The 19,036-nt window shown below is 50.7% G+C and carries 19 protein-coding genes and 1 pseudogene; 9 read left to right on the forward strand and 11 right to left on the reverse strand.

The genetic code is table 11. The features are described 5' to 3' along the window. Positions 1 to 9: 9 nt before the first annotated feature. Positions 10 to 927, reverse strand: coding sequence for an LEA type 2 family protein (locus ABV298_RS08220; RefSeq protein ID WP_353721667.1), 918 nt, complete (start codon positions 925 to 927; stop codon positions 10 to 12). A 220-nt stretch (positions 928 to 1,147) separates the two neighbouring features. Here ABV298_RS08220 and ABV298_RS08225 point away from each other — a divergent pair, with 220 nt between their 5' ends. Further along, positions 1,148 to 1,690: a ferritin-like domain-containing protein gene (locus ABV298_RS08225; RefSeq protein WP_353721668.1), complete on the forward strand. Its 543-nt coding sequence runs from the start codon at positions 1,148 to 1,150 to the stop codon at positions 1,688 to 1,690. Between the two features lie 73 nt (positions 1,691 to 1,763). Here ABV298_RS08225 and ABV298_RS08230 read toward each other — a convergent pair whose 3' ends face one another. From ABV298_RS08230 to ABV298_RS08260, 7 genes are all read right to left on the reverse strand, one after another. Continuing rightward, on the reverse strand, positions 1,764 to 2,264 hold the full coding sequence (locus ABV298_RS08230) for a pyridoxamine 5'-phosphate oxidase family protein (RefSeq protein ID WP_353721669.1): 501 nt from the start codon (positions 2,262 to 2,264) through the stop codon (positions 1,764 to 1,766). A 202-nt stretch (positions 2,265 to 2,466) separates the two neighbouring features. After that, entirely contained in the window at positions 2,467 to 4,782 is a 2,316-nt protein-coding gene (locus ABV298_RS08235; protein WP_353721670.1) for a carboxypeptidase-like regulatory domain-containing protein, read from the reverse strand. Between the two features lie 153 nt (positions 4,783 to 4,935). Then, complete coding sequence (tenA, locus tag ABV298_RS08240; protein WP_353721671.1) at positions 4,936 to 5,586, reverse strand: thiaminase II; 651 nt, start codon at positions 5,584 to 5,586, stop codon at positions 4,936 to 4,938. Continuing rightward, complete coding sequence (thiD, locus tag ABV298_RS08245; protein ID WP_353721672.1) at positions 5,583 to 6,404, reverse strand: bifunctional hydroxymethylpyrimidine kinase/phosphomethylpyrimidine kinase; 822 nt, start codon at positions 6,402 to 6,404, stop codon at positions 5,583 to 5,585. Before thiD ends, tenA begins: the two co-directional genes overlap by 4 nt. A 54-nt stretch (positions 6,405 to 6,458) precedes the next feature. Further along, positions 6,459 to 7,118: a thiamine phosphate synthase gene (gene thiE, locus ABV298_RS08250; protein WP_353721673.1), complete on the reverse strand. Its 660-nt coding sequence runs from the start codon at positions 7,116 to 7,118 to the stop codon at positions 6,459 to 6,461. A gap of 194 nt (positions 7,119 to 7,312) precedes the next feature. Further along, a complete protein-coding gene (gene thiM, locus ABV298_RS08255) occupies positions 7,313 to 8,110 on the reverse strand; it encodes a hydroxyethylthiazole kinase (RefSeq protein ID WP_353721674.1) in 798 nt (265 codons plus the stop codon). A 58-nt stretch (positions 8,111 to 8,168) separates the two neighbouring features. Further along, complete coding sequence (locus ABV298_RS08260) at positions 8,169 to 8,291, reverse strand: hypothetical protein (RefSeq protein WP_353721675.1); 123 nt, start codon at positions 8,289 to 8,291, stop codon at positions 8,169 to 8,171. 33 nt (positions 8,292 to 8,324) lie between these two features. Here ABV298_RS08260 and hxpB point away from each other — a divergent pair, with 33 nt between their 5' ends. The 3 genes from hxpB (at position 8,325) to ABV298_RS08275 (ending at position 10,883) form a co-directional block, all read left to right on the forward strand. After that, entirely contained in the window at positions 8,325 to 8,999 is a 675-nt protein-coding gene (hxpB, locus tag ABV298_RS08265; RefSeq protein ID WP_353721676.1) for a hexitol phosphatase HxpB, read from the forward strand. A 26-nt stretch (positions 9,000 to 9,025) separates the two neighbouring features. Beyond that, positions 9,026 to 10,366 carry an ATP-binding protein gene (locus ABV298_RS08270; RefSeq protein ID WP_353721677.1) on the forward strand — a complete coding sequence of 447 codons (1,341 nt, stop codon included), beginning with the start codon at positions 9,026 to 9,028 and terminating at the stop codon, positions 10,364 to 10,366. Positions 10,367 to 10,454: 88 nt separating this feature from the next. Then, the gene (locus ABV298_RS08275; RefSeq protein WP_353721678.1) at positions 10,455 to 10,883 is read left to right on the forward strand and encodes a hypothetical protein; all 429 of its coding nucleotides are present in this window, start codon (positions 10,455 to 10,457) and stop codon (positions 10,881 to 10,883) included. A gap of 45 nt (positions 10,884 to 10,928) precedes the next feature. On the opposite strand, the gene ABV298_RS08280 is transcribed toward ABV298_RS08275, so the two are convergent. Further along, positions 10,929 to 12,620: an amino acid permease gene (locus ABV298_RS08280; protein WP_353721679.1), complete on the reverse strand. Its 1,692-nt coding sequence runs from the start codon at positions 12,618 to 12,620 to the stop codon at positions 10,929 to 10,931. A 198-nt stretch (positions 12,621 to 12,818) separates the two neighbouring features. Between ABV298_RS08280 and ABV298_RS08285 the strand changes: the two genes are divergently transcribed. The 5 genes from ABV298_RS08285 to ABV298_RS08305 all read left to right on the forward strand — a co-directional run bounded on the left by ABV298_RS08285 (position 12,819) and on the right by ABV298_RS08305 (position 16,113). Further along, positions 12,819 to 13,601, forward strand: a complete 783-nt coding sequence (locus ABV298_RS08285) for a phosphatidylinositol-specific phospholipase C/glycerophosphodiester phosphodiesterase family protein (protein WP_353721680.1) — start codon at positions 12,819 to 12,821, stop codon at positions 13,599 to 13,601. 108 nt (positions 13,602 to 13,709) lie between these two features. Next, a complete protein-coding gene (gene eat, locus ABV298_RS08290) occupies positions 13,710 to 14,741 on the forward strand; it encodes an ethanolamine permease (RefSeq protein WP_353721681.1) in 1,032 nt (343 codons plus the stop codon). Positions 14,742 to 14,745: 4 nt separating this feature from the next. Further along, positions 14,746 to 15,048 (forward strand): hypothetical protein, encoded by a 303-nt coding sequence (locus ABV298_RS08295; protein ID WP_353721682.1) that lies wholly within the window; start codon positions 14,746 to 14,748, stop codon positions 15,046 to 15,048. Between the two features lie 329 nt (positions 15,049 to 15,377). Beyond that, positions 15,378 to 15,935 carry a response regulator gene (locus ABV298_RS08300; RefSeq protein WP_353721683.1) on the forward strand — a complete coding sequence of 186 codons (558 nt, stop codon included), beginning with the start codon at positions 15,378 to 15,380 and terminating at the stop codon, positions 15,933 to 15,935. A 4-nt stretch (positions 15,936 to 15,939) separates the two neighbouring features. Further along, positions 15,940 to 16,113, forward strand: a complete 174-nt coding sequence (locus tag ABV298_RS08305) for a LytTR family DNA-binding domain-containing protein (RefSeq protein WP_353721684.1) — start codon at positions 15,940 to 15,942, stop codon at positions 16,111 to 16,113. Between the two features lie 418 nt (positions 16,114 to 16,531). Here the strand turns inward: ABV298_RS08305 and ABV298_RS08310 are convergent, their stop codons facing one another. Both ABV298_RS08310 and ABV298_RS08315 read right to left on the reverse strand, forming a co-directional pair. Continuing rightward, the gene (locus ABV298_RS08310) at positions 16,532 to 17,794 is read right to left on the reverse strand and encodes a DUF1343 domain-containing protein (RefSeq protein ID WP_353721685.1); all 1,263 of its coding nucleotides are present in this window, start codon (positions 17,792 to 17,794) and stop codon (positions 16,532 to 16,534) included. A 90-nt stretch (positions 17,795 to 17,884) separates the two neighbouring features. After that, positions 17,885 to 18,938: pseudogene (locus tag ABV298_RS08315) on the reverse strand (PA0069 family radical SAM protein). Between the last annotated feature and the right edge of the window lie 98 nt (positions 18,939 to 19,036).

Consider the following 19,036-nt stretch of genomic DNA (forward strand, 5'->3'; position numbering starts at 1 on the left):
CCGCTTGGCCTATTTTCTTTGCATGTTCTTCTGGAACGATTCCACGTCTTTAAGTTCACCGTCCATTACCAGGTTAATGTCGCTGTTGTTCAAAACTTCGCTTTCGGATTTGATTTTGCTTTTAAAATAGAATGTGAACGGAAGTTCTTTACCCTTACCGATGATCTGCGCACCTGCCTTGATCACTTTTCCCAGGCTGACTTCCAGCGGAATTTCATAAATATCCCGGCTTTTCGACTTTACCTTGGTAATACCTTTCACAGCCCCTTCCGCGAAGCGTTTTTGTTTCCCGAGATCCATCGCATAAACCGGGTTTTGAAATTCCAGCGAAAACGGGTTCATATTCGCCACCTCCACTTTAACGACGATATCCGATTCTTTCAAACCCAGCTTTTTGAAATCATAGCCGGCCATCTTGATTTTCGGCAGGCGATAAAGCGGCAGCCGCTTGTCGATATCGAGTACAAGCGAATCTTTCCCGAGAAACGGCCTTTCGAAATGCAGCACGGTCTGAAAATGGTAATCGGCGCTGTCGTTACCCCGGGAAGCTTCTTCGTCACCCTCCACACGCAGATTACGGATTTTTACTTTGGCGGGCAACGTCAGCAGGGAACTATCGGCCGCCGCGACTTCAAGCGGCTTGCCGTAACGGTCCTCGACGATCGACTTGCCATTCATTTTAACCTCGTAATTAATTCCTTTCAAATGCATACCCACCGGCAACGGGTTATAAACGACCGTTTTAAGCTCCATTTTAAGGGTACTGTCGGTAATATCGCTGATACGCCCAACGCTCATTTCCACACGGGGTTTTAACCCGGAAACAGGGTCAGGGCCGCTTTTTTGGAAGAAATACCAGATCGCAAAGGCTACGCCAGCCAGCACGAGAATAATAATAACCGATCGGAATGGTTTTCGCTTTTTCATGGTGTCTGTTTTGATGATGCGGCCTCCGTTTCAAAAAGCATTCCTGCCCGTTTCGCACCTTCGCCACACGTATATGTGTAGGAATATCTTCAAGCGTCACCCAAACGTTTCCGGCGGGCGCGATTTCGCCCTTGGTATGGATTTTTAAACAGCGCACGGCAATTAAATGGCGGTTGCCATCCATTTCAATAAAAACCACGACCATTAAAACTACATTATCATGAAAGCGACAAAAGGTAAAACAGCCAGTAAGCAAATCACCGAAACGGACAGCGAAAAATTGAAGGAATTGTTTGTGGACGGCCTCAAAGACATGTATTGGGCAGAGAAAAACCTTGCGAAAGCATTGACTAAACTGGCGAAAAACGCGACTTCCGAAGAACTGAAAGCGGCATTCGAACAGCATACTACCGAAACCGAAGAACACGCCAAAGTACTGGAACAGGTGTTTGAGAGAATCGGTGAAAAAGCGCAGGCTAAAAAATGCGCGGCCATGGAAGGGCTGATCGAAGAAGCCAACGAAATCATCAACAGCACCGACAAAGGTACGATGGTGCGCGACTGCGGGCTGATTATGGCCGCCCAGAAGGTAGAGCATTACGAAATCGCTTCGTACGGCACGCTGCGCAATATTGCGCGCACACTTGGCCATAGCGAAGTAGCCGACATGCTGCAACAAACGCTTGACCAGGAAGGGGAAACCGACCACAAGCTGACGGAACTGGCAGAGGCCTACGTGAATGAGGAAGCAAGTGTGGAGTAAATGCTTCTGCCTTTTATAAAAGCGGAGAGGCGATCGGAAACCCGGCCGCCTCTTTTGCATTCAATTTATACATCTACACCAGATTCAGCTTGCCATGATCGCCCCCGTCGGGTGTACCGCCCGTAATAACCGCTTTGAGCATCGAAAAGAATACGACCATCCTGGATGAAGTACTATCCCAATAGGCCGCTTCCTGTGTGGTAACCCTCAAAACCGCCAGATCGGGGTCGTCTTTCCCGCCCGGAAACCAGGCTTTCGACATCAGGCCCCACAATTCTTCCTTCCGGCGCTCGCTTTCTACGATCGATGCCGTACCGGAAATGCTCAGGTAGGTATTGTTTTTCGGGTCTGAATAAATCAATGTGACCGGATCGCCATGCCTCATATCCTTCACAAGCCCCGTATGCCGGCTGGTAAAGAACCAGATATTCCCCTCGGCATCGATATCGAGCGTCGTCATCGGTCGCGACTCGATCCGGCCGTTTTCGTACGTCGTGTACATACAAAACCGGATGTCCCCGGCGAGCGACTTTAATTTTTTAATAGCCTCTTTATCTTCAAAATCCTTTTCCATAACGATTGTTTTTAGATCCGTTGAATTTTCATTTGAACCGGCATCCGTAAAACAACCGTTCCAAGATTTGAACGCAGGCCCGTTTAGCCGGGGATCTGGTTTTATCGTACGGTCTCCGACGCCTTCATCAAAGCCGGGCTCGTTGCCGGTTCCCGTTCCGGCGTCGCGACTATCGACCGGAAAATATGTCCCGCAATCTTCCCTAAAATTCAAGACGATAATTGAGTACAGGCAGAAGGCCCGTCTGTGTAACCACCTTCACCCGGTCCTCCCTCTTGTTGTAATAGCTTTCCAATGCATTCAGCCGGTTGGTTGCGTTTTGCAGGTCGAGCGAAATGGTGGATGTCGTGCGCTTTTTGTTTTTGGTATAACTCACCCGAAGATCCGTGCGGAAATAGGCGGGAAGCTGTTCCGAATAGGAGCGCGACCAATCGCGTTCGGTGCGACCCTTCTCCCTTGATTTTTTCAGGTCGACGGGCGTAGTGCGGTTACCGCCGGCAGCCAGAAGCTTGATATTGGCGGCGAAAATGTTGGTTTTGTTCTTGCCTACGCGCCATTCTTTTCCTGCGAGAAAGTTTTGTACGTATTTGCCATTGAATCGGCTGTCGCGCTCGATTCCGTCGCGACCAGTGTATTTCGATTGGTACAAGGAAGTTGTACTCATCAGATAAATGCCCGCGGTGAGCGATTTCTCAACGGTCAGTTCCAGTCCGTAGCTCCGGCCTTTTCCGTCGCTCGTCAGCGAATCGCTCACAAAACCGCTGATCTCGTTCAGTTGTGAATTGTGGAGCAGATAAGGCGTCGTCGTGTTCGCCGGGCCGATCGGGATGTTGTAGTGATGCTGATAGTAAGTTTCCGCCAGGATGCGCCAGCTCGCCGACGGCCGGAACTCATATCCCGCCACCAAATGTGCCGATTTAGTCAGTTTGAGGCTTTTATTTAACAGGTCCGTCTTGTCGTCCGACACTTTTACCTGTGCGAAATAAGTTGAAATAGACTCCGTTTTGCTATGTAAACCGGCCCCGAAACTCACTGTCGAACGCGGTGCCACAGCCCATCTCAATCCCAGTCTCGGCTCTACCGACGAACGGTTGTTCAAAGCCAGCAACATTCCGTGCAAGCCGGCGTTCAGGGTAACGGTAGGCGTTAAACGCGACTTCCATTGCGCATAGGCCTGAAACAACTGCGTGTTACCGTTCCGGTTCACATTGATTTCGTAAGGGCCATCCTCATTATCCTTGTCGAACAAGTCGAAATCCAGGTGGTTGATGATCACACCCAGGCGGACGGTGTTCCGTGCATTAAGTTTGTAATTATATAAAGAGGAAAGCCTCAATGCCTGATTTACAAACTTTTGCTGGTAGGTCGCATCGATATTTTTGTCGTAAAAATCACCTGTCTGGCTGGTCGCCGAGTAGGAAACGATATGTTCCATATACGACTTGTTATTGATGTAGCGAAGGTAATTCACCCCTATTATCCCACGGTTCGACTTGAATGTTTCCCTGATATCCTCATCATCCACCTTCGACGTACTGAGCCCACCCATTCCCCACACGCTTACCACCACCTTGTCGTCGTAAGGAATATATACCTTAAAAGCACCATCCTGAAAATCGATCGAAGCATCCCCATTAAGATTAACGCCAACCTTGTTGAGAACAGAAAGCGTAGAATAGCGGTAATTGGCCAGGTACGAAGCACCCCCTTTGGGACCGATGGGCCCTTCCGCGGCGAAATCGAGCCCGAGAATACCGGCCTGCATCGCATATTCACGTTTTTCATTGTTGCCTTTTCTGAGTTTGAGATCAAAAACACCGGAAGTTGCATTGCCGTACTCGGCGGGGAAGGCGCCGGTCAGAAAATCGGAGTTACCCAATACGTTGGCGCTCAATGCACTGATACCGCCGCCGCTCGCGCCTTCCTGCGCGAAATGGTTGGGATTGGGAATTTCCACCCCTTCCATGCGCCAGAGCATGCCTTTGGGACTGTTCCCCCTGATAATAAGCTGATTACTCCCGTCATCCGTTGCCGCCACACCGGCAAACGACATCGCCATCCGCGCCGGATCGTTAACCGACGCGGCAAAGCGCTTCGTCTGATCCACGGTAAACGAGCGGCCGCTTACGCTCACCATGTCGTTCAGCGGCGCGCCATTCTCTTTCTGCGCTTTCACAACCACTTCGTTCAACGAGCGGAACGATTCCGTGAGCCTGATATTCAGCTCAACTTCCTTACCGGAGCCTACGTTGATTTCCTGCAAGAAAGCGTCGTCGTAACCAATGCTCGTAATTTTAAACGAATGGCGGCCTACGGGTACTTTTTCAATGCGGAAATTCCCTTCGGTGTCGGTCACGCCGCCGATAATGGGCGTAACGGAGGTAATGATCACGTTCGCCCCGATCACGGGCTGCTGGGATTCGGTATCGACGACGCGCCCTTTGACAGTTTGTGCGGGCTGGGCAAAGGCCAGGGCGCTTGTGGCCCCGGCCAGTAAGGTCAAGATAAACTTTTTCATGGCTGGTTGTTTTGTAATTCTGACAACTCAGCCAGACGTGCCCCTAAAAATTTGTTGAAAAATTTTCAGCAGTCATGTGAACGGAAGAGCGAGCTTGCCCCAGGCATGCCTTATCGCCATTTTCCCAAAGGAGGCCATATACTAACACGGCCATCAAACCACCCACTTTTCCAACCGATAAGCGCTGTCCCAAAACACATATTCCAGTCTTGAAGCAGTAACATACGCCTCGGTCATTTTCTTCCTCGTTGCTTCCGAAGCGTTCTCCGCTAACAGGTCGCAAATGTCCAATGCCTTTTGTACCGATTGCGCAAAGTCTTCACCGGCATATGCATTGATCCAGTTTTGGTAAGGGTTCGGCGCGTTTTGGTTCGCATAAATGTAATCGCCGATCCGCTTGTAAATCCAGAAGCAAGGCAGCAATGCAGCGACCGCCACTTCGTAGGATTCGAATGCGCTGACGGCCATGAGGTAGTTGGTGTAGGCAAAACAACCCGGCGCTTTGCCTGATCGATAATCGATAGCGTATTCTTTGAAATAACCCAAATGCAATGCCCGCTCTACCAGAATAGCGTTTTGAGCGAATTGAAGAAAATCGAGCAATTCGTTGCTGTTGCCGGCTTTCGTACCGGCGACGGCCAATGCACGGGCAAAGTCAGCGAGGTAGAGCGAGTCCTGGTAAATGTAAAATTTGAACGTTTCGAGCGGTAATGTACCTTCTTTCAGCTCCTGATTGAACGGATGTCGCTGTATTTCTTCGAATATCGGCAATGCTTCTGCCCAGAGCAGGTCGGTGAACTTCATGATAAAATCTGCATGGAAATTGGTGAAAATGTGTGGTTCAACGGACCCGGACCATGACCGGTAACCACATCCTTCCCCTCCCTGATAGCCCCCGCGATATATTCTTTCGCGAAAATAATCGACTCGGTGAGGGAATTGCCCCTGGCTACATAGGTTGCGATAGCCGACGACAATGTGCAACCCGTACCGTGCACGTTCCGGCTGTCAATGTAATCCGATTCGAGGATCAAAGGGTCCTGTGCTTTCTGCACCAGCACATCGTAGATCGTCGGTGCAACGAGGTGGCCCCCTTTCAGCAGCACCGCTTTGCAGCCCTTTTCCACCATTTGAGTAGCAGCCCCTTTCATGGTGGCAGCGGTCCGGACCTGACCGCCGATCAGGATTTCCCCTTCGTCGAGATTAGGTGTGATGAGATCTACGCGTGGAAAAAGTTCTTTCCAAAGCACATCAACGGTTTCCTCCCGGATCAGTCTGGAACCGCTGGTGGACACCATAACCGGATCAAAAACCACAAAACCAGGCTTGAAACGGTCGAGCATTTGTGCTATAACAAGGGCCACTTCCACCGTATTTACCATCCCGATTTTGACGGCATCGATGGTAATATCTTCAAAGACAGCCTCCAACTGCTCCTTTAAGAAGGCCGGCGGAACCGGATGAATAGCCCGCACGCCCTGGGTATTCTGTGCGGTAAGCGCGGTAATGGCCGAAGTTCCGTAGGCGCCCAATGCCGCGATGGTCTTGAGGTCGGCCTGGATGCCTGCGCCACCTCCGCTATCGGATCCGGCAATGGTGAGTACAGTCGGGTAACGGTTCATATGGATGTGGTTGGACGAGTGTGGTCAGGTGTGGTCAAGTGTAGTCAGGTCTAGTCAGGTGTGGTTGGAGGTTGGCCAGAGGATGGTATCCTGGATGATTTTTTTGAGCACTCTTGCGGCCTCGCGTGGCGATGGTGCGCTGCAAATGGCCGAGACCACCGCGATGCCGTTGGCACCGTTCGAGATAGCCTCTCGCGCATTGCCCGTATGCAGCCCGCCGATCGCCACCAGCGGATGCCGGCTCTCCCGCCTCGCCCATTGCAGCCCTTCGATTCCCCATGGTTTTTCGGTGTCGGTTTTGGTGGGCGTTGTGAAAAGCGGGCTCACCGCGAGGTACGACAGGTTCCAATGCCCTGCTTCCGTCACATCCGACTGCTTCTCCGCCGACAGGCCGATAATTTTGCCTTCTCCCAACAGCCGGTGCGCCGTTTGAAAAGGCATATCGCTCTGGCCGATATGTACGCCATCGGCATCCACCGCCAACGCTACATCCACACGGTCGTTAATGATCAACGGGACATTATAGGTTTCCAAAAGGTGCTTTAAACGCATCGCTCGGTCGATGAATGCGCGCGTAGAAAGGGACTTTTCCCGCAGCTGCACCATGGTAACGCCGCCTTTCACGGCCTCTTCCACGACCCAGTAAAAGTCCCGCCCGAGACAGGCGGCTTCGTCAGTTACAAGATATAGTTCGAGGTTTGCATTAATATTCATTTCAAAAAGTGTTAATCGCTTATAATGCCGTCAAATGCAATATTAACAGCCATTAAATCGCATCCAAACTTCTAAATGCCCTCAGGCATGTAACAACAATCACAATTTGCTCCCTTATTACATCCCTGACGGTTTTTCCAAACATACGGTTACAATCTGTCGCTGTCAATATTGCATAGCTGCGCGATTGGCTGTTATGCAAGTTTAACTCTGCTCAATTCGGCTAAATGCGCCGGACTTACCTCCGCCAGTTTATCCAGAAACGCGATTTGGAACGAACCGGGCGATTTCGCGTCGCGATAGGCCAGTTCCCCGCAAACGCCCATGGTAGCAGCCGCCGAAACCGCAGCCTCGAACGGATCGCCACAGACCGAGGCGAATGCGCCAGCAATGGCGGATGCCGAGCAGCCCATGCCGGTCACCTTGGTCATTAACGGTACGCCATTGGAAATCCAGCCGGTACGGTTGCCATGTACGATCACATCCACCGCTCCGCTTACGCTCACGACCGAACCAAAGCGTGCGCTCATTGCATGGGCGGCACCGATGCTGTCCGTCGATTCGGCCGTGCTGTCCACGCCTTTGGTTTGAATACCGGCACCCGCCAGTGCGAGTATCTCGGAGCCATTGCCTCGGATGATGGTCGGCGGGGCGGTTTCGAGAAGGCCTCTCAGCACTTTGTTGCGGTATGGCGTTGCGCCGGCCCCTACCGGATCGAGAATAATCGGTTTTCCCAATTCGGCGGCCTTTTTCATGGCCAGTTTCATGCCCTGCACCCAGGGAGGCGAGAGCGTGCCGATATTCACTACGAGCGAACCCGCTATCGCAACCATATCTTCCACCTCTTCGGCCGCGTGGGCCATCACCGGCGACGCCCCCACCGCCAGCAATGCATTGGCCGTAAAATTCATCACCACAAAATTGGTAATATTATGCACCAGCGGAGCCATACTTCGCAGGTTCTGCAAATTTGCTTCGAGTTGAATTGCCATAGTTGTTTTTTTAAGGGAGGAAAGGGAGAAGGGGAAACAGAGGAAGAGGAGCATTATATTACATGTTTCCCTTTCCTCCTTCCTCCGCTTCTCCCTTTCCACCATCCTCCTTTTCTCCATTCCCCTTCTTCATCAGCGACGAATGTAGTAGTTTTGGGTGGTTATCAAAAATCGTTTCCACCCGAAGCGGCATTTATCCATACACTCCCTGATTATGATCAAAGCAGCAATTTTCGACATGGACGGCTTGCTCATCGACTCCGAACCGATGTGGACCGAGGCGGCACGTTCCGTCATGCGGAAAGTCAATTTTGAACTTACAGAAGCACTTCGTTTGCAAACTACCGGACTGTCTATCAAGCTTTTTCTCGACTTTTGCCATAAAATCCAGCCATGGAACACGCCTTCGTTCGAGGAGCTTGAATCCGAAATACTTGAAAAGGCGCATCGCGATATCCTTTCCGGCGCCGAAGCAATGCCCGGGGCCATTACGTTGGTAAAAGAACTCAAAAAACAGGGGCTCAAACTGGCCGTCGCCTCGGCTTCGCACATGGAACTCATTGAAGGCGTATTGAAAAGACTGGAAATTATTGACTATTTTGACACCTGGCATTCCGGCGAACTGGAAGAACACACTAAGCCGCACCCGGCTGTGTACCTTAGTACCGCCAAAAAACTGGGCGTTTCACCAGAGGAATGTATTGCTTTTGAAGACTCCCACGCAGGCCTGCGCGCTGCGCACGCGGCGGGTATGATCACTGTTTCGGTGCCTGCGGCGGAGGTTTTTGAAGACAAGAAGTTTGATATGGCGCATTACAAGATTCCTTCGCTCGAAAAGTACATTCTCAGCGAAATGTCGGGTGTGCCGCAAAGTGTGATCGAAAACTAAACCTCGACCCTATTCGCTGAACCCGCATGATCGGACTCCGGCATTTCAGTATCATGATTATGATCAGGATAGCAGTGATTGTCCTGAGCGTTATCGCCCTCGCGTGGCTGGCGTCCAAGCACACGAACCACACGCTGGTGTACGTCCTCGGCACCATTTTCATATTCATTCAGGGGTCGCTGCTGTACCAGTATGTCACGAACGTCAACCGCAAGCTGACCTACTTCCTGGAATCGGTGCGGTATTCGGATTTCACGATCAATTTCCGTTCTGACAACAAGATGGGCAGGACATTCAAGGAGCTTAATCAGCAGTTCAACGAAGTTTTGCTCGCGTTCCGGCAGGCACGGGCCGAAAAGGAAGCCAATTTACAATACCTCAATACCATTGTCCAGCACATCGGAACGGGGCTTATTACCTTCGACGCCAATGGACAGGTAAATCTGATCAACAATGCGGCATTACGCATGCTGGGGATTTACCGGCTGCACCAGCTCATCGAACTTAAAGAGAAACACCCACGCCTCTATGAGCTCCTCTCGGACCTCGACACGGGCGTACGGGACCTCTATCGGACACCTAACGACCAGCCCCTGGCGTTACAGGCAGCGGCTATACAGCTGCGCGGGATGTGGGTTAAAATTGTGGTGTTGCAAAACATCCAGACCGAGTTGCAGCAGCAGGAGATCGAATCGTGGCAAAACCTTACCCGCGTGCTGCGCCACGAGATCATGAACTCCATGACGCCCATTGTTTCGCTCGTGGGCACCATGCGCCTGATCGTCAACGAAGACATCGAACGCTCGACGAACGATCAGGAGGCGGTAAACGATTTGAAAGAAGCATTGTCGACCCTCGAAAAACGCAGCAAAGGCATGATGCAGTTCGTTAATGCCTACCGCGATTTCACCACATTACCCAAACCGGTTTTTGCCAGCCTGAGTGTGGCGGAGCTTTTGCAGGAAGTATTACAATTGCTTCAAGCCGACCTGACCCAATCCGGCGTGCTCTGGAAGCTGACCGTCAAACCCGAATCGCTGACCGTAAAGGCGGACGCCAGCCAGATTCAGCAGGTATTGATCAACCTCATTAAAAATGCCTCCGAGGCGTTCTCCAATCAAACCGATCGCCTTATCACGCTTTCGGCTTATCAGGTGGACGGCACGGTAATGATAGAAGTAGCGGATAACGGCGACGGCATCGAGCCGGAGGCCCTGGAAAACATCTTCATTCCCTTCTACACGACTAAAAAAACGGGTTCCGGCATCGGGCTAAGTCTTTCCCGGCAAATTTTACAGCAACATAACGGACAATTGAACGTCGAATCGCAGGTAGGCAAGGGAACGGTTTTTACGCTGGTATTTTAGGCCGGCGGTACACCACCAACTATCGACAGCCCCGTTGCAACCATCCCTGTCCGGCTGTTGTCTTTCCACAAACCTAAATTAATAGCTGATGAAAAAGTATGTATTCGTGCTCATTGCCTCAATGGCAATAGCCTGCAAAAACGCCGGAATAGACAAGAGAGAGGAAGGTATCAAATACAAGGAAACGGTCACATTGAATGACGTTCCGAAGGCTACGCTGACGTTTTTTGATGTGGAAGACAGCCGTTGTCCCGACGGCGTGATGTGTATTTGGGGCGGTCGGGCGGTGGTGGACCTGCTGCTTTCGGGTGTTACCACCGAGGGAGGCATTAAAGAACACGTCAAAATGTGCCTCGGCGAATGCGACGCTGGCACGGGTTCGGATACATTGGAAAAGACATTTGCCGGCGAAAAATACAGGCTCGTTCTCAGCGCCGTCAACCCTTACCCTAAGTTTCAGGACTCTACAAGGACCAAGGAAAAGTATTCGATACAACTGAAAATAGAGAAAAAATAGCCTGATTGCTGAGCAATGCAGAGAGGGAGGCCGGAAACAGCTTCCCTATTTTTTTGCCAGTTTGCTTTGCCTGTATCCGTAGCTGAAATAGATCACCAGCCCAATTGCGAGCCATATCACGAAAATCAGCCAGTTGGAAGCGCCCAGCTCGGTCATGAGATACAGGTTCGTGAGGATACCGGCTACGGGCAGCGCGGAGAAATTGTGCTGGTAGCTTAAAATCGACAGCGTACACCAGGTAATCCAGAATATGATCGTCAGCAGCTTATGCTCCATGATCTCTGCGAAGCTGAGCATCCGCCATTCAACAATCACATCTTTGCCGTACGTGAGCAGGCCGATAATGGCGAGGCAAAACAACCCTCCGACCAGGAATTTCCCGTTGATATAAGGAACACGAAATTTCGAACGGGCAGAAATACCTTTGTGGTCCAGGTAAAGCACCCCTCCGCACACTAAGATGAATGCGAAGAACGTCCCGACGCTCGTCAGATCCACGAAGAAATCCATTTTGAAAAACAATGCCGGAATACCGACTACCAGGCCGGTGACGATCGTGGCGAATGAAGGCGTCTGATATTTGGGGTGAATTTTCGCGAAACGTTTCCAGAGGAGGCCGTCACGGCTCATCGTCATCCAGATCCTCGGCTGCCCCAGCTGATAAACCAGCAATGCGCTGGTAATCGCAATGACGGAACTCACGGAAATGACGCCCGCCATAAAATCCAGACCGTTTTTTTGGAATACAAACGCCAGCGGGTCGCTTACTTTCAGCTCGGTGTAATTGACCATCCCGGTGAGCACGAGCGTGATCAGCACATATAATATGGTACAGATCACAAGACAGTAGATCATCGCTTTGGGCATGTCCTGCTGGGGATTCCGGCATTCTTCCGCAGTTGTGGAAATAGAATCGAAGCCGATAAACGCGAAAAAAACCGCCGCCACCCCGCTTAGAACACCCTTTACGCCATTAGGTGCGAATGGTGACCAGTTTTCCGGCTTCACATAGAATGCGCCAGCCAGGATCACCAGCAAAACGACACCTACCTTCAACACCACCATAATATTGCTGGCGGTCCGCGACTCGCGGATGCCGATATAAACCAGCGCCGTAATGAGCAGGGTAATCAGCCCCGCCGGCAGGTTCAGCAGAATATGCAGATCGCCCAGCGTTGGCGCGGAAGCATAAGCCGAAGCCGCAAATCTTTCATAATCCGAAAGCTCCGCCGCACCCGAACTTTGTAGTTTCATAAAAGCCTCTCTTGCCGATTCTCCGTTGATCGTCAGCCAGCCGGGCAACTCGATGCCGAAGCCTTTCAGCATACTCACAAAATATTCCGACCATGAAATCGCTACAACCATATTTGAAACGGCGTATTCGAGGATGAGCGCCCAGCCAATAATCCATGCGAACAGCTCTCCGAATGCTACGTACGCATACGTGTAGGCGCTCCCGGACACCGGCACCGTGCTCGCGAACTGCGCGTAGGAAAGCGCCGTAAACACGCAGGCCACGGCGGTGAACACAAAGAGCAGCGAAACCGCCGGCCCGCCGTTGTAGCTTGCCAGACCGATCGTGCTGAATATCCCCGCGCCGACAATGGCCGCAATTCCCAGGGAAACCAGGTCGCGTACGCCCAGTACTTTGGCAAGCTCCCCCCCGCTTCCCGAATGGGCATCTTTCAGAATCTGGTCGACGGATTTTTTTCGGAAAAGCGGAGAGTTCTGGCTCATGCAGGCGTATTTTATCAGGTATCAGTTTGTAATAAGTCGGGCTAAAAATAATGATATTCTAAAATCATCCCGGCATCGCCCGAAAATTTGTTCCTTTTGTCCCAAAAAATCCGTAGAAAATTCTTCGATAACGAAATCAAACGATTAACGATTGCGTTATCGAACTAATCCCCGTCATATCGTTCCACCAATCTGTCCATGAAAAAAATCGCTATTTACTTCATCAGCACCGTCCTGTCGGTTCAAAGTATTGCCCAAAGCGTTAAATCGTATTCCACCGCCCAGGCGCATTCCCATAACGATTATGAAAGGGCAAGGCCGTTCGATGATGCTTATGAACAGCAGTTCGGCTCAATCGAGGCCGATATTTTCCTGGTCAACGACACCCTCTTCGTTGCCCATAACCTTAAAGATATCAAGCCCCAACGCACTTTTACGACCTTATACCTGCTTCCGATCCTGCAAAAGGCCGAACAGAACGGCGGCCACATTTACCCACAGGACAATGTCCCCCTGCAACTCCTCGTCGATCTTAAAACCGAAGGTGAGCCTACGCTGGCGGCGCTGATGAGGGTACTGGAACCGCACCGGAAGCTTTTCGCCCCGACGGGCAGTGTTAAAGTAGTAGTGAGCGGCGATGTGCCCGACGCTTCGCAGTTCGAGCGGTACCCGGATTTTATCTATTTCGACGGCCGGCCCGAAAACGTTTACACACCCGCGCAAATGGCGCATATCGGGCTTATCAGCCAGGCGTTCCAGAAATATTCCAAATGGAATGGCGAAGGACCATTGCTGGAAAAGGACAGGAAAAAAATTCAGAAAATGATCAACGACGTGCATGATCTTGGTAAAAAGGTACGCATCTGGGCCACGCCCGACAATATCAACGCGTGGAAAACCATGATGGCCCTGGGCGTCGATTACATCAATACCGACAAAGTGCGCGAGCTTGGCGACTATCTTCGTACTGCACCAAGGTAGTTTCGCAAAATAAAATATGGCCTGTGATAATTTTTCGGTAGTATCAAATGGCTTTGAAACAGTTATAGACTATATTGTACTGCCACCAATTAGCCAAAACTGCCGTCCATGTCCGCCGAAAAAACCGCTACGCTCAAAAAAGTCCTCAAACCGATCCATCTTTGGGCCATCGCCGTCGGGCTGGTAATTTCAGGTGAATATTTTGGCTGGAACTACGGCTGGGGTGTTTCGGGGACCATCGGCTTCCTGATCGCTACTTTGGTGGTGACGGTCATGTACGTAACGTTCATATTCAGTTTCACCGAACTCACGACCTCCATTCCGCAAGCGGGAGGCCCTTTTTCCTATGCATATCGCGCATTTGGCTCCTGGGGAGGGCTCATTGCCGGTTACGCGACGCTGGTGGAGTTTTTGGTGACACCTCCCGCCATCGCTTTTGCACTGGGCAGTTATACCCATTTTTTGTATCCGGATTTGCAGGTACTGGAAGTGGCTTTTGCCTGTTACGCCATTTTTATCGTGATTAATCTGCTGGGGATTAAAGAGTCGGCTACTTTTTCGCTGATCGTCACACTGCTGGCGGTGGCGGAGCTATTGATCTACATCGGTATCGTGGCTCCCCGTTTCTCCTACCGGACGTTTGTCGCGGAGCCCATGCCATTCGGATGGGCCGGAATTTTCGCCGCCTTGCCTTTCGCTATCTGGTTTTACCTCGCCATAGAAGGGGTTGCAATGGTGGCGGAAGAAGTGGAAGATCCGAAAAAGACCATTTCACGTGGCTATATCTATGGCATCCTTACATTGGTGGTACTGGCGCTGGCCGTAATGGTCTTTACCGGCGGCATTGCGCCCTGGCAACAGCTGGCCGACATCGATTACCCGTTACCCGCAGCGCTCGGCATTGTGCTCGGCCGTGATAGCGGGCTTACCCAATTATTCGCCAGTCTGGGCCTTTTCGGGCTTATCGCTTCATTCCATGGAACTGTAATCGGTTACTCGAGGCAAATCTTCGCCCTCGCACGCGAGGGGTATCTCCCTGCTTTTCTGGGAAATGTGAATGCACGGTTTCAAACTCCCCATTGGGCGCTCGTCGCCGGGGGGGATCGCGGGCTGCCTCGCATTATCGCTCGGCACCACTGACCAGGTGATTATCCTTGCCGCGCTGGGTGCCGTGGTGATGTATATTATCAGTATGATCGCACTGTTCGCATTAAGGAGCAAAGCGCCGCAGCTCGAACGGCCGTTCACCGTTCCCGCATTCCCTTATTTTCCGGCTATTGCGCTGGTACTTTCGGTTCTTTGCCTTGTCGCGATCATTTACTACAACTTCACGCTCAGCCTTTGGTTCTTTACCGGTTTAGGGTTCGTCGCACTGATTTTCGGCCTTACCGGCCGCCATAAAAGTGTGGAAACGTTGCAGCGGCCGGAAGAGCAGCACCAGGTTTAGTTTATCTCCGAAAGGCCGGCCAAACGCGAAATGAATTTCCGGGCAAGCCGTTTACCCAACGGCAGATTCCAGGGTAAAATTAATGCTACGCATACCTAATGTGTTGTGCGAGAGTATATTTTCTCCTTATTTTATTCCCAGGTTACTTCAACAGCCTCCAAAACATAAATAATTCGATAGAATCTGTAAATCCGGATATTCAATTAATTCGTATATTATCCTTATTATTTGTATACTATTCGCGTCAGGTGCCGGAATTGCTGTGAGGCGTAAACCATTTTAGGTCCACATTCAGGGCGGGCAAAAAGGCCAACTACTTTATACCGAAAATGAATATTCTAATCGTTGAGGACGACTTTATCATTGCAAAACATCTCCAATTTTTGTTGAATGGCTTTGGCTACGAGGCGAACGATATTGCGACTGACTACACGACTGCCATAGAAATTCTCCAGAGCAAAGTTTTCCATCTGGCCGTGCTGGACATCAACCTCAACGGCTACCAGACCGGCATCGACCTGGCTGATTACATACGTGAAAACTTCCGGATCCCTTTTCTCTTCCTGTCGGCCCATGAGGACATTGCAGTGGTGAATGCAGCCTTGCAAGCTGCCCCGCATGCGTTTTTGCAAAAGCCTTTTCAAAAAATTACCGTTTACACGGCGGTAAAGCTCGCGCTAAAAAACTATCGCCTGGCGGCACTTGCGGGTGAAACTACTTCGGAGGAAAAAGAGGATACGACGGTGATCAAGGATGCGCTGTTTATCAAGGAAAAGCATATGTTCACCAAAATCCTGCTGACCGACATTTTATACATCCGGAGCGACGACAACTATCTCGAACTGCATACCACCAAAAAAGAAATATACGATCCGCGAAACGCTTAAAAACATGCTTCAGCAACTGCCGGGCAACTACTTTTTCCGGGTACATAAATCGTTTATTATCAATCTCAATGCCATTACGGCCATTGATTACGTGCATGTGATGATCAACGACATCGAAATACCCATTACAAACGACAACCGTACGGAACTGCTCAGTCGTATCAAAACTTTCTCCTGATAACCCGGACCTGCCACAGGAAAAACGGTTACTTACAGTTTCCCTTGCTTCACCCCAAGAAAGGTGCACTTCACCCCTTTCATTTGGGGAGGATTTACGTACGAAGTAATTTTATAGCACGTAAACACCCTCTTCTATTAATACATATATATATATATTTTACCCCGACAGAAAGCTTGGGCTTCATAAATTTTAAAAATTTTCCGAGGCCCAGGCATCTGTTTTACCACAAAAAACGTAGTTACTGTCGATTGAGCATTTGGCATAATGCCAGACGTTTATGCTCAAACAGACATAATACTTGCCTATTAAACCTAAACTAAATCGCCTACCAGTTTTTAATTAAATATCGTTGAGAATAATTGAACATCCCCGGGAATTATCCCTGGGATGTTTTGTTTACGCGGGGGAACAACCCCTAGGGATAAAGCAGGTACTTCTTCCGCATTTCCTTGAATTGCCCCAGGGCCGGCTCCCAGCTTTTGCGGATTTCATCCTCCGGGACGCCCGCGATGATTTGCTTTTTAAGGTTTTCCGTACCCGCCAGCTTGTCGAAGTTGCCCATTTGTTTGCTCTGGCTCATATCGAAAAACTTCTCTTTGTCGGGATAGGCGTTATACAGCTCTATAAGCCATTTCAGGTTCAGTTTTCCCGACTTTTGAATGTCTTTCATGTCGTACTTGCGCAAGTCGAGACCATAGCATTCCTTGTCCTGGTGAAGCGGCGTTTCGCTCATGCCTTTGATGCTGTGAGGGGTAAATGAAAAATCGTATTTCCCTTTCAGCAGAGGTGCCCCCAGTACTGTAAAAGGCATGTAAGTGCCGCGCCCCTGGCTCAAAATCGTCCCTTCGAACATACAAATATGCGGATACAACATAACCGCCTGCTGCGTGTTGAGATTGGGAGAAGGCATAACCGGCAGTACATACGGCATATTATGATTGTAATCGGCCACCTTGATGACCTTCAACTTGCACTGCATTTTGTTGGGCAACCAGCCTTCACCATTGATCATCCGAGCGAATTCGGCTATTGTAAGGCCATGGGAGATGGGGATTTTGTACATCCCGATGCCGGAATGCAGGTGATCTTCGAGCACCGGGCCGTCGACGAGGAACCCGTTCGGATTGGGCCTGTCGAGAATGAGCATTTCCTTATTGGTCTCGGCACAGGCCTCCATCACATGTCCGAGCGTGTTGATGTACGTATAGAAGCGCGCGCCCACGTCCTGGATATCGAAAACCATCAGGTCGATGGCCGCCATTTGTTCTTTCGTCGGCTTTTTAAGTTTCCCGTAGAGTGAAATGGCTGGAATTCCGGTTTTCGGGTCAACGCTGTCGTTCACCTTGTCGCCATTGCTCGCCGTGCCACGGAAACCGTGCTCCGGACCGAAGATGGTGACGATGTTCACGCCTAATGCGACCAGGCTATCGACAATCGGTTTCGTGCCGATAATGGACGTTTGGTTAACGACGATACCGATCTTTTTACCTTTCAGGTAGTCGATATATTGCGAGGTCTGGTCGGCGCCGGTGGTCGGGCCTTTGGCTTTCGTCAAGTCTTCAGGGGCCGCAGAAAGCGAATCGGCCATGGCCGGGCTTTTCTGGGATGAGAAATTGACGCAGTTGCTATTCAGTCCGAGCGCCGTTGTGAGGCTTAATGCAAGTGCCAGGGTTTTCATAGGTTCAGATTTAGGACCGACTAAAATAGGATTTTTATACCATGAAGGCACAAATTATACACGAATTTCGTGTGCCTTCGTGGCTGGCTATTAAAACAAACGCATCTGCCCTGCCCGCATAAACTGTGACGTATCCAAAAGCGGTAGCTCTCGGCCTGCGAGGTATTTGCGGCAGGAATGGTCGTGCAATTGCCGGATATGCTCCGCGAAGTTCCCCTCTCCCACCATCCGTATCCCGAAACGCGAATCGTTCACCACGCCACCGTGGCATTCTTTGATCTGGTTCAAAACCTTGGCCGCGCGATCCGGGAAATGGTGGTGGATCCACTCTTCAAACAGGGTGGCAATCGCGCCATTCAGCCGCACGACCGTGTAATGCGACCATAATGCGCCGTTTTCGGCAATTGCCTGAATGAGCGACGGAATTTCCTGGTCGTTCAACCCCGGAATAATGGGGGCCGTCATGACGCCCGTGGGCACGCCTGCCTCGCTCAGTGTTTTCAATACTTGTAAACGTCTTTTGCCGGTAACCGTCCGGGGTTCCAAAGCACTTCGGAGCTCTTCATTGAGTGACGTGATCGACAGCGCCGCATGCACCAGATTCAGTTTCGCCATTTTTTCCAGCACATCGAGGTCGCGAAGGATCAATGCATTTTTGGTAAGAATGCTCACCGGGTTGCGGTAGCGCAAACATATTTCGAGCAATTGCCGCGTGAGCCGGTATTTCTTCTCTCCCGGCTGGTAACAATCCGTATTTCCCGAAATATGAATCTGATGCGGGACCCATTTTTTGGAATTGAAGAGTTTTTCCAGCAACTGCGGGGCATTCTTTTTGACAATAATCTTCGTCTCGAAATCCAGTCCCGCCGAGAACCCCCCAATACTCATGCGAATTGCGGGCATAGCAGTAAATGCAGCCATGTTCACAGCCGCGGTAAGGATTGATGGAATGAAAATTAGGTAAGTCGGGACTGTCCGAAACGCTCATGAGGGTTTTGGATTCCTCTTCTATGAATTGCGTTTTGGGATTCACCTCCTGGTCTTCCCACTGCTGCCAGTCCTCGGAGGTATACTCGGTCTCGAGTTTGAAAAATTTGTTGGGCGTGTTGATAGCAGCCCCGCGCCCGCGCGCCCTGTTATCCATTGTTTTTCAGCAAGTTGATGAAGTTATGAAGTATGCTAACGAAAGTGTGTGTGGCGTGATGTCAGGCTGAGCGGTAAGTCATCCCGAGCGCAATCTAA

The organism is Dyadobacter sp. 676, assembly GCF_040448675.1.
In the GTDB taxonomy this organism is placed as follows: Bacteria; Bacteroidota; Bacteroidia; order Cytophagales; family Spirosomataceae; genus Dyadobacter.